This window comes from Rhodococcus sp. NPDC058521 (genome assembly GCF_042719695.1).
Taxonomy (GTDB): domain Bacteria; phylum Actinomycetota; class Actinomycetes; order Mycobacteriales; family Mycobacteriaceae; genus Rhodococcus_F.
On the sequence record NZ_JBHXNL010000002.1, the window covers coordinates 352,015 to 363,311 of the forward strand.

Consider the following 11,297-nt stretch of genomic DNA (forward strand, 5'->3'; position numbering starts at 1 on the left):
CACGTCAACACGAACGTCGTAGTGGAAGGCGAAACCGTTACAGCGGTTCTCAGGCGTCTCTGTGAACTCGCCGCCGAGTTCCCCGATCCTTCATGCTGCCGATGCGGAGTGAACCGGTGTGTCCCTCGTCTTCCGAAAGCTCTTCTGCCACCTCCTCGACGTACCCTTCGGGGTCTATGTCGGAGGTGTCGATATCGTCCGCGGTGCGGTGCTCGGACAGGTACGCGGCGAATCGCCGACCCAAAGCGTCCCGAAACGCCGCTGTGGCGGTCCGCCGAAAATCCGCAAGTCCCTCGCGTTCCTCTTCTGCCATGTGCTCGTCGTTCGCTTCTCGGGCGCGTCGGACGGCCGCCCACCATTGTGCATCGCCGACGGCATGCTTCTCGGCGTCGTGGACGCCGTCACGAATGTCGTTGTGGTCGCCGATCGCGTCGAGAGTCTCCGGACGAGCATCGTCCCCGACGCGAAGCAACTGGGGGTAGAAGATCTCCTCCTCGGCGACTGCATGCACGTCGAGGCGTCGTGCAAGGGGCTTCCACACCGCTTCGAGCGCCGCGCAGTCGCGAGGCGACTGCGCACGCAGTTCGTCCAGGTCGGCGAACTGACGCCGGAACCACTGGTGATCTTCGAAGATCAACTCGACGATATCGGCCATTCCCCGACCATAACCTCGATCATTCGGACGCGACTGCTGGTCGGGGATCAGTCCGGGCTTTTGTGATCGGGTTCGACCGGCTCGACCGTCGCCCGATCGGAGGGTGTCCCGGCCGCGCCGCGCTCCTCCGACTCCTCGACCACCCGGTTCTCGAGTTCGTCCACGACGGACTCGACGTCCCCGCTCTCTTCGGCTTCCTTCAACCGGTCGTGTGATGCGTTTCGCTCTTCTGTACCCATGCGATCGCCTCCTCGAGTAGCCATACGACCCTGTCTCACCCATTGTGCAGACAAATGGTCGCTCTGCAGCAAAGGTCGGTGGCCGGACCCTTGGCCCGACCCTGATGCTCCACCTCCGAATCTGGGTGAGGTGCCCGATGGTGTGCGACGCCCTGCATGCCAGGGTGAGTTGAGTCCACCGGTTCACAGCAACCCCGCCTGCAGGGCGAGATACGGATCAACCCCACCATGACGATTTCCAGCATCATGCCGGTCGAGGACAATGACCGCATGGCCTCCACCCACCCCAGAGCCGACGGCCCCCGCAGACGACGCGCGTTCAGCCCGGCCGACAAGCTGATGCACCTGACCGCGTACGAGCAGGCCTGCGAGGACGGCACCGGCGGTTCCTACCTGCGCCGCGAAGGCCTGTACTCCTCGCTGATCAGCGAATGGCGCAAGCAACGCGACGCCGGGGTCCTCGACGGCAAACCCGCAACCTCGAAGATCGGCAAGCTCACCGCCGAGCAGGCCGAGATCGCCCGACTCAAACGGGAACTCGACCGCGCGAACAAGCGACTCACCACCACCGAAGCAGCCCTGTCGATCATGGGAAAAGCACACGCTCTCTTGGAATCACTGTCCGAGAGAGCGGATCCGGACGACAAGCCGACCAAGCGCTGACCGCAGCGTGGACCGAACTGACCGAAGCTGGGGTATCGACAAGAACGGCCAGCGCGTTGACCGGTGTAGTTCGTTCGACCGCGGTCCGGCGCCGCGCCGCAGACAAGGCGCCGACACCTGAGGTTGCCGTCGGGCCCGCGACCCCACCGGCGAACAAACTCACTCCCATGGAACGCCGGCGGATCCTCGACGTGCTGGGCAGCGCCCGGTTCGTCGACTACGCGCCGCTCGAGGTGTACGCGCAGCTGCTCGACGAGGGCATCTACCTGTGCTCGGTGTCGACGATGTACCGCGTCCTGCGTGAGAATGCGCAGGTCAACGAGCGTCGTCGGCTGGCTCGGCACCCGGCGAGAGCCTGCCCGGAGCTGGTCGCGTCCGCGCCTCGGCAGGTGTACTCGTGGGACATTACCAAGCTTGCCGGGCCGGTGAAGGGGCGCTACTTCGACGCGTACGTGATGATCGACATCTACTCGCGCTACATCGTCGGCGTCCACGTCCACGCGCACGAATCTGGCGTGCTGGCACGGGAGTTGATGGAGCAGATCTTTGCGGTGCACGGCATTCCGCAGGTCGTCCACGCTGACCGGGGCACGTCGATGACCAGCAAGTCCGTCGCGACGTTGCTCGCCGACCTCGAGGTCACCCGGTCGCATTCGCGGCCACGGGTCTCGAACGACAACCCGTACTCGGAGGCGGTGTTCAAGACCCTCAAGTACGGACCGACCTTCCCCGATCGGTTCGGATCACTCAGCGAAGCAAGAGAATTCATGATCCAGTTCAGCGAGTGGTACAACCATGACCATCGCCACACCGGCATCGGACTACACACGCCGGCTGACGTCCACTTCGGTTTGGCCGCCGGCAAGGGCGCCGAACGTCGGCAGGTGCTCGATGCCGCCCGCGTGAGGCATCCGCACCGCTTCGGCACCACGAATGCGCCGAAGATCCTGGACCTGCCCGACACCGTCTGGATGAACCAGCCAGCCGAAGGTTCCGAGACCACCGCGGAGGCTGAAAAGTCGGCCGCTTAACACCCGCTGGACTCAATCACCTTGACAAGTTCCGACGCGACGAGCGAGCTACTCGTGCTCTCGGTCATCGCAGTGGCAGCCGCGACCGGAAACCCACCGCTGTGGCATCTCCTCCCGTCCATCGGGTTCGGGGCAATGCTCGGCGATTCAAGGTCTCGCAGAGGGCTTGCGCGGCGACAAGGAATGGGCGGTGACCTCACAGGCGTTCGGGCGCATCCTCGCCAATTTCGCCAAGCGGGGCAGTTTCATCCGCGGATTCCAGATGCTGCACCGCAGTGTCCCGGCCGATATGACCCCGCACGAGAACTGGGTGACCGCGCAGATCAAGGCCGCCGGAGCGGACGCGGCGCGGGTGGTGCCGGCCATCGCCTCCTACGGGCAACTCCTCGACCGGCTGGCACCGCTGTCCGAGCAGCACCACGCGTACGGGGTGCTGGTGTTCCCGAAGTCGCCGGCCCTGCTGGCCGAGGGTGCCCGGATCGCCCGACGCAAGAACGCCCCGCTGATCGGCGGTATCGCCCAGGTCATTCGAGACGAGACGATGCGGGCTGTCGTGTCCTTCGAACGGGCACGGATGGGCCGAGTGGAGGTCTACGGGGAACAGCGGGCCTGCGCGGTGATCCGCGCAAGCCTGGACCCCTCCCATCCGCTCGACGCGCACAAGGGTGTGCGGTGGGAGAACTGCTGGCCCTCGTATGTGGGCCGCGACGAGTCGGTGCAGGTGGCCGAGAAGTGGCACACCCGGGTGGGCATCGTCCCGGCCCGCGCCATTCAGCCGATCGAGCTCGGTCCGTTGTGGCTGGCGCCGCTGCTGACCGGGGTCGAGCCGGATATCGGGGACGACGAGATCGCACCGGCCCCGACGATCCGGACGGTGATGGTGCGCATGGACTTCGTCGAGGCGAGCAAGGCTCGTTCGGCGGCGAAGAAGGATGCCACGCAGGATCAGGCCAAGCAGATCTACGAACAGCGCAAGGGCATGGTGACCGACGGTTCGTCCGAGGTGGCCATCTCCGAATCCGCCCGTCGCCGTGAAGACCTCAAAGCCGGAAGCGGGCACCACGGAGTGATCTACTCCGCGGCCGTGTCGGTGACCGGCCGCGACGAGGACGACGCCCTGCGCGCCTGCACCCGCGTCGAGCAGGCCGCCGGCGAATGCGGAATCGACGAGATCGAGTGGCAGGACCACCGCCACGACGTCGGCATGTTTTTGACGCTGCCGCTGGGCCGTGGCCTTGCGGGAACCAAGTTCACGCGGCACTGAGGAGCACACGATGACCACCAGCACCCGCACCCCACACCATCGGTCCACGCCGCCGGCGAACCGCACCCGCGCCCGCCGGTGGTGGTTCTCGGGCGGACGAAAGACCGTCCCCGCCACGACCGCCGAGGAACGGTCGGTGGCGGCGGCCTACGACGGTCTCGACCGCAAGGTCGCCCGCAAACGCGCCCCCAAGCGCAACAAATGGCTCGACCGGTGGGGCTGGTACGAAATCAGGGTCGAAGGATCATGGGCCAGCACCCGGCAGAGCGAAGCGCTGAACCTGGCCACGATGCGCCGCTCGGTGCGCCACGAAGGGATGATCACCGGCCTCAACAAGATCTCCCAGTCCACCGTCACCACCGACCCGTTCGCCCTCTACGGGGCGGAAATCGAGAACATCAACGTCGCCGTGGTCGGCGACATCGGCAAGGGCAAGTCCTCGATGATCAAAACCGCGTACTGCCAGCGGCAATTGGTCAAGGGCACCCAGGTCGTGGTGATCGACAAGAAACGCCAGGGCAGCAAGGGCGGCGAGTACACGATGGTTGCCGAGGAGATGGGGTCACCATCGATCCGCTTCCGCACCGGCAACCGGGGAATGCGCATCAACCTGCTCGACCCGGCCATTGCCTCCGGCGAATCACGCATCGACGGCGTGGCACCGGCCGGACAAGAGGCCCTGGTCGGCGCCGTCATCGAGGACACCATCGGCCGCGATCTCGGCCCCGAAGAAAAGGGCGCGATGCGACGCGCATTGCGGGTGGTCAACGAACGCGCCCGCCGGGAAGACCGCGAGCCGCGGCCGATCGAGCTGGCCACCGAACTGCTCGACCCGAGCGCCGAGTTCGCGGACATGTTCGGCCAGCTCTGGGCCGACGAATCCCGCAAGTGGGGTCTGGCACCAGGGTTGGCGTTGCAGGAGCTGTGCGAGGGCGACCTCAAGGGACTCGTCGACGGTCAGACGTCACCGGAGATCCGCGAAGCCCTCGATCATCCGTTCGTGCACTTCGACGTGTCCGCTCTGCCGACGAAGGGTCCAGCGCTGCGGGTGATCATGACGGTCATCAACACCTGGTTAGCGAACCTGCTCGCGGACCGGTCCGCGCGGCACAAGCAAACATTGCTGCTGGTCGAGGAAGGCTGGCACGTTGCCGAGGGGTCCACGGGCCGGGTGTTTCGCGAGAACATGAAGCTCTCTCGCGGGCTGGGCTTGTCGACCGTCTCTGCGTTCCACCACATCTCGGACCTGCCGCCGGAATCTCCGGCACGAGCACTGATGAAAGAGGCCGGGATCGTGCTGCTCTACGGGCAGGACCGGCTCGAGGACGCCGAGGAGACGGTGCGCATGTATCACCTGCCCGAAGGATCGGTGGAGATCATCATGTCCCTGGCCAAGGGGCACTGCCTCGTCAAGTACGGCAAGGCCGACCCGATCCTCATGGAACACGTGCTCTCCGGCAGGGAGATGGTTCTGACCAACACCGACGAAGTGATCAAGGGGGCAGCATGAGTACACCGATCGCCCGGCCCACCCAACCGGTGATCTCGCCGCTGTTCTGGCCGGTGCTCGGCTTCGCAGCCACGGTCGTGTTCTCCGTGGTCGGCGGCGGCTGGCTCTCCGGTCTCCTGTCCGGCCACGGCGGTGCACTCCCGGCCGGGTTCTACGGGTTCCTGGACGTGATCAAAGGGCTGTTCATGTCCCCAGCCGACCCAGCGTCGGCCTGGCCGGAAGGATCGCGGCCCGGCGGGCCGGTCCTGACGTGGGTTTGCATCGGCCTCCTCGCAGTGCTGTGCATGGTGATCGCAGCATTCATCTCCGGGCAGCAGATGAAACGAACTGCGGCCACACGCGAACGGGCGCACGGGTTCGCCGACCGCACCGAACTCAAACGGCAAGGACTGACCGAGAAGACGGCCGTGAAGAAAGCCAAGGCCACCCAAGCGTCGCTGGCTCAGGTGCCGCTCGGGCAGATCGACGCCGAGACCGCCACCACCAGAATCGGGAAGCTGTACGGAACCCGCGACGAGGGTGTGTACCTGCAATACCGGGACGGGCTGCTCGTCGAAGGACCGACCGGGTCCGGTAAAACCTGGCGGCTGTGCTGGCAGGGCGTCACCAATGCGGTCGGCACCGTCGTGGTCACCACCACCCGCGGTGACCTGCTGCGCGCCACCTGGGCCGACCGAATCAAGGTCGGGGCGGTGTACGTGTTCGACCCGGAACGCCTGACCGCGTTTCCGCAGAAGATGAAGTGGTCGATCCTCGCCGGCTGCGACGACCCGGAAACCGCCAAACGGCGGGCAGAGGCGTTGGTGCAGGCCATGCCGATGGACGACACCAAGAACTCCGGGTACTGGAACGGCAAAGCGGCGATGCTGATGCGCGGCTACCTGTACGCGGCCGCGGTTCTCGACGTGGATCTGCGCACGGTTCGGGTGTGGGCGGCGTCCCGCAACGTCAAGGCCGTGCGTGAGGTGCTGGCCGAACGCCTGCCCGATTGGGATGCCGAACTCGCCCAGGCGCTCGGCTCGAAATCCGATTCCTCCGATGACGTGATCAGCGCGTGCACCCGACTGCTCGAACCGTTGGCCTCACCGGCACTGATGGAATCGGTGAACGTGCCCCGAAATGAGTCGGTCGATCTGAAAGCGATCCTGGCCGAGGGGAGGAACACGATCTACCTGGTCTCGGAAGGACATTCGGCGTCGGCGGCCGCCTTCACCACGGTCCTGTCGGCCGAGTTGTATCACCTGGCCAAGACTCTGGGGTTGAAGAATCCGGATGACCGGCTCGACCCACCGTTGCGGATGGTCCTCGACGAGATGAACAACGTAGCGGCGATCCCGAACATGCCGTCGCTGATCACCGATTCCGGTGCCCGCGGCATTCAGATCTGGGCGATTGCGCACAGCGCCTTGCAGAACGAGGAGCGGTGGGGCCGGATCGGCGGCCGCCGACTCTCGACCGACTCACCGGTGCGGATCTACCTTCCCGGTCTCGGTGACGAACAAGAGCTCACCTCGCTGTCGCGGCTGCTCGGAACCCGCGACGAGTACACCGCACCGCACGCACCGCCTCGGTCGGTGCCGATCATGTCGCCCAACGACATCCGGCAGATGCCACAAGATCAAGCACTGATGATTGCTCGGCAGATGTCCCCGGCGAAGCTGCACCTGCCGACCGTGTGGGACATTCCCGATCTCGCGAAACGGGTTCAGGCGAACCAGGATGCGTTCGACTGGTACTGCGAGACCGCGCAATGACCATCCCCGAGTTTCAGCTACCCGAGTACCGGCCCGGGCCGATCGACTGGGCTCACCTCGACCGCGAGGCGGCTGCCGCCCTGTGGGCCGAGCTCTACCCGTGGACCGAATGGCTGCGCCGCCGCTACAACCTCGGCACAGACATCAAAGGGTGCTGGTTCCACCACGAGGAGCTCGTCGAAGAGCTGACAGCGGCGATGATGGCGCACCGCGAGGTCTACCAAGCGAGCAAGAACCCGTACAACGGGGGAGCGGCGGCCTGGCACTACCAAGTGCTCTGGCCGCTGATCGCCCGTCTGCGCAGTGTGGTCGACTTCGAACTGTGCCGGCCCGGGGTATGCAAGTACCGGCCACCGAACCCCGATGTGGCCGACGACTTCCAAGAGTTCTGCGCACGCGACTGCGACAACCGACCGGAAGCGGCCGCCGTGGTCACAGGCGCGCAGCATCCGCAGAGATTGGATATGGACACCGTCATCAGCATGGTGGACGCAGGAACAGCCAACGCCGACGACCCTGCCGACGACTTCACTGCGGTGACTATCGACGGCGTGCGCTGGGAATACGACGAGAACCTCGCCGCCTACCAGCCTGCACGCTGACCCCAAGCCGAAGTACCTGCTGGTAGTACCGCCCGGGGTGGTCTCGCCCACCGCTCCGGGCCGGCAGTAGGTACTTCTCAGTGTTCACCGCAACCGCCGGTGCGGGTTGTCCCCGCCTGGGACCCGTCCAGCGGTTGCGGTGAACACGACCAGATTGGCGACACTCAAGGGTTGATACGCATGAATTACTAGCGAGCCCTCAAGAGAGTGTGAACTTCCTTGAATAGCCCTCCACGGACAGGCTCGGGGCGGGGATGCACGTCCCGAGCCTGATGATCGCAGCGTTAAATTGACTGATTCGCGCGGTTTGTTACCTAAGTGATATTTGGTTCTTGTGTGGTTGCTGAGAACTCGCCGTAGGTTCCTCTCCAGCAGCGTGTGCTGCGGATCTTCGATTGCCAGGGGAGGGCCCGGATGACGGGATATTTGCGATCAGGGCGCGGGATGCGCCTTCGCTCACGGAGGTTGGTGCGGGGCACGGTCGTGCTGTCGTTGGCGGCTGCGCTCACGTTCACGGGTGGCGGTTTGGTTGCCGCGCAACCGGACTCGGACACCACCACTACCACGACGACTACTACGCCGGCCCCAAGCACGTCGGCCGAAGGATCGACCCCTGCGGAGGAATCGGCGCAGGGGTCGCCGCCGACCACGCCGCCGTCTGTGCGGCCGCCGAGCACGGTGGCCAGCGACGAGACAACCGCCACCTCGCCACCGCCGCCGGCCATCGAGACGCCGGTCGAGTCGGTAGCTCCCGAACCATTACGTCAGGCTGAGGTGCCGGACGAACCGGCATCTGATGAGCCTGTGGCCCCGGATGATCCGGAGTTGTCGTCGAAAACGGCAGAGCCGGATCCGGACTGGGCGCCGACGCAGAATCCGAATGCGACCGTGGTGCCGGGGCAGATGCGTTCGGATCATGAAGAGATCCCCGCCGGATTCACGAAGGAACAAGCTGATCAAGCAGAGATCGCTGAGGCGAGGGCAGCGAGATCGCGGGCCGTCGCAGCATGTCAATACTATTGGCCGTCGCCGCATGCGGTGTGTGGTGCGATCAAGGACAAGTACAACTCGTTGGGCGGGCCGGCGAGCTTCCTCTCGTATCCGAATACACCTGAGTTGACGAACCCGGACGGACATGGAAAGCGGACCCAGTTCCTCAATGGTCCGATCTACTGGTCGGCTGCCACCGGTGCGCATCCGGTGGTCAATAGCTTCCTCAACCGGTGGGGCGTCCACGGCTACGAAGCAGGCTGGTTGGGCTACCCGAAGACCGACGAGATCGTGCATGCCGACGGTGTGGGTCGCCGCCAAGAATTCCAAGGTGGCGCCATCTACGTGGCGTTCCAGAACGCGATCGGCTCGACCATCACCGGCGCGATCCGTGACAAGTGGAACACCGTAGGTGCTGAAACTCCTGGCAGCCTGCTCGGCTACCCCACCTCCGACGAAATCCGCCTCCCCGACGGACAAGGCCGCATGAACCGCTTCGAACGCGGCGTCATCTACTGGCACCCCTCATATGGAGCCTGGCCCGTGACAGGTGGGGTCCTGGAAAGATGGGCCTCCGCAGGGTACGAATCCGGGCCGCATGGTTACCCCACAGCCGATGCTGTCGACAACGGATCCACAATCGAGCAGCGATTTCAGCATGGGACTATCCATGGTCCAGGTGGAGCGACTCTGAGGTTGGCCGAATTGAGCCCTGGGGTCACGGCCATGGAGATCCTCACCGAAGCCGAACGCGTGGCCCAGGAAGTGTCGGCCGGTGTGGTTGATGTGATTCAAGATATCCTCAGTGGCGCTCTGCTCGATATGTCGGTAGACGATGTTTCCGAACCCAACGGAGCGGAGGCGGTACTTCCAGATGCACGTGGGCCCGGAGACTTGTTTCTCTCCGACGCAACCACCCTTGATGTAAACCATGGGCACAATGGAATCTTCGTCAGCACAACGCAAACGGTCGAAGCGCTGGACCCTGAACGCGGAGTTCAGTTGATCAACAACCCGACAGCGGGCCCAGGGCAGACACCCCGGACATTGCCTGATCCAAAAATGATGTGGGTCAACACATCTTCCACGGTTCGCGCAGCGGCCGTGTCCTTCGCGAGGTTTCAAGAGGGGAAAGGCTATAACTCGAATTTTCACTTCAACAAGAAGGTTGTAGATGCCCCCGCATACAACTGTTCGAGCCTCCTGTGGGCCGCATACATGACTGCGACCGAGGGTGGGATCGACCTCGACGAAATCAATGGCGAGGAAGAACATACTCCCAGTGCAATCTATCCGCGCGAGATCTACCGCTCTTCCTGGACAACGCCTTACCCGTGAAAGGATGCCTTTGCCGCGCGACCTGGTGCCGCGCGGCAAAGGTGCGCGGCACCATATGAAGGGATTACCAAAGTACGATGCGATCACCTCGCCGGATTGTCCTCATCGCCACAGCGGCGGTGCTGCTGTTGTCATCATGTTCGGACTCCGACCACGACGATCGCGGTCCCGAACTCCGCGAACTCCCCCCATCTGCCGCAGGTGCGGTGTCGGTCGGTCCTCGAAATATGGAATCGCTCAGCAAAGCCGACCGCTCGACTGCATTTGTCTTCGGAAGAGAGGGCGATCTTCTGGGGAAAGTTTCCGGGCAGGCGATCTACGGTGGTGCATCCGTGCTTTCGAGGGAATCGCTGACGACCACGTCATCGCAGCGAGTCACAACGCTCACACCGGACGGGTCCGCAGAAAGCGACATCGGGTACGAGAACATCGTCGAGGCTGCGACAGGCGACCCCGCAGGCGGCGCGGCGGCCATGTGGTTCAACTCGGGGGTGGTCGACGGCGTCTACTCCAACCGGTTCGTGACCAGCTATCCCGATGCTGGCGTCCGTACAGGCTTTGTTCCTGGGGTCACGCGCATGGTGGGACATTGTGGCGACCGCATTTACGGCATCGCTCAGGAGGCCTATATCGGGACCTCGGGGCCGCCTACCGAGAACACTCTCTACGAGTATGCAGCAGAAACTGACCCGAAGCCTTTGCATACTTGGGACTTCGCAGAGGACTTTCTGCCCGCGTCCCGCAATGCCGTGTGTACGCCGGACGGCAACTTCCTCCTCGGGCTCTATGCATCCGATGAGTCCCGGAAAGACAGATCTGGAGGGGTCGGGCTGACTCTCGTGCGCGTGAACGTGCACGACGGGACCAGAACGCAAACCTCTCTCGAGATGGTCGGCATTTCCGAAGACACCCGGGGTGGGATCATTCACCTCAGCGGGGGCCGACTGCACTGGCTAACAGCAGACGGCAAGGCGGTGTCCGCTGATTGGGATTCAGATGCGCCACAGGTAGTCGTGGACTGGGAGCTTCCGAGCAAAGAGATCGGATCCGTCACCGCAACCGAATCAGGGGAACTCGTCATCCTGTCCAAGGACACATCATGGGGGATCGAGAGGTTCGAGATCACCTCCGGCGATCCTACTTCCGAGCGCATCTCACTCTCTTGGCTCGATTCCATACTGGGCGCGACAACTGAAAGCGGAAAGAGCACGTACACTTCGTCTGGCCTCGCATACATCCCGTAGGTCGCGT

General features: G+C 64.2%; 9 protein-coding genes. 7 read left to right on the forward strand and 2 right to left on the reverse strand.

The features are described from left to right. Window positions 1–49 precede the first annotated feature (49 nt). Together ACFWO3_RS05895 and ACFWO3_RS05900 are read right to left on the reverse strand one after the other, a co-directional pair. Window positions 50–655, reverse strand: a complete 606-nt coding sequence (locus tag ACFWO3_RS05895) for a hemerythrin domain-containing protein (RefSeq protein ID WP_378574754.1) — start codon at window positions 653–655, stop codon at window positions 50–52. Window positions 656–702: 47 nt separating this feature from the next. After that, window positions 703–894, reverse strand: a complete 192-nt coding sequence (locus ACFWO3_RS05900; RefSeq protein WP_378574757.1) for a hypothetical protein — start codon at window positions 892–894, stop codon at window positions 703–705. A 228-nt stretch (window positions 895–1,122) separates the two neighbouring features. On the opposite strand from ACFWO3_RS05900, the gene ACFWO3_RS05905 reads away from it, so the two are divergent. From ACFWO3_RS05905 to ACFWO3_RS05935, 7 genes are all read left to right on the forward strand, one after another. After that, window positions 1,123–2,588 (forward strand): IS3 family transposase gene (locus ACFWO3_RS05905; RefSeq protein ID WP_378574759.1). Its coding sequence is split into 2 segments (ribosomal slippage): window positions 1,123–1,492 and window positions 1,492–2,588, totalling 1,467 coding nucleotides; the frame shifts between segments, so codons are not numbered across the junction. 190 nt (window positions 2,589–2,778) lie between these two features. Next, on the forward strand, window positions 2,779–3,852 hold the full coding sequence (locus ACFWO3_RS05910; RefSeq protein ID WP_378574761.1) for a hypothetical protein: 1,074 nt from the start codon (window positions 2,779–2,781) through the stop codon (window positions 3,850–3,852). Window positions 3,853–3,862: 10 nt separating this feature from the next. Beyond that, on the forward strand, window positions 3,863–5,362 hold the full coding sequence (locus ACFWO3_RS05915; protein ID WP_378574763.1) for an ATP/GTP-binding protein: 1,500 nt from the start codon (window positions 3,863–3,865) through the stop codon (window positions 5,360–5,362). Next, the gene (locus ACFWO3_RS05920) at window positions 5,359–7,116 is read left to right on the forward strand and encodes a type IV secretory system conjugative DNA transfer family protein (RefSeq protein ID WP_378574766.1); all 1,758 of its coding nucleotides are present in this window, start codon (window positions 5,359–5,361) and stop codon (window positions 7,114–7,116) included. The genes ACFWO3_RS05915 and ACFWO3_RS05920 overlap by 4 nt, the downstream gene beginning before the upstream one ends. Continuing rightward, window positions 7,113–7,718: a hypothetical protein gene (locus tag ACFWO3_RS05925; RefSeq protein ID WP_378574768.1), complete on the forward strand. Its 606-nt coding sequence runs from the start codon at window positions 7,113–7,115 to the stop codon at window positions 7,716–7,718. Before ACFWO3_RS05920 ends, ACFWO3_RS05925 begins: the two co-directional genes overlap by 4 nt. 678 nt (window positions 7,719–8,396) lie before the next feature. Then, entirely contained in the window at window positions 8,397–10,046 is a 1,650-nt protein-coding gene (locus ACFWO3_RS05930) for a hypothetical protein (protein ID WP_378574770.1), read from the forward strand. A 227-nt stretch (window positions 10,047–10,273) separates the two neighbouring features. Beyond that, a complete protein-coding gene (locus tag ACFWO3_RS05935; protein WP_378574772.1) occupies window positions 10,274–11,290 on the forward strand; it encodes a hypothetical protein in 1,017 nt (338 codons plus the stop codon). Window positions 11,291–11,297 lie beyond the last annotated feature (7 nt).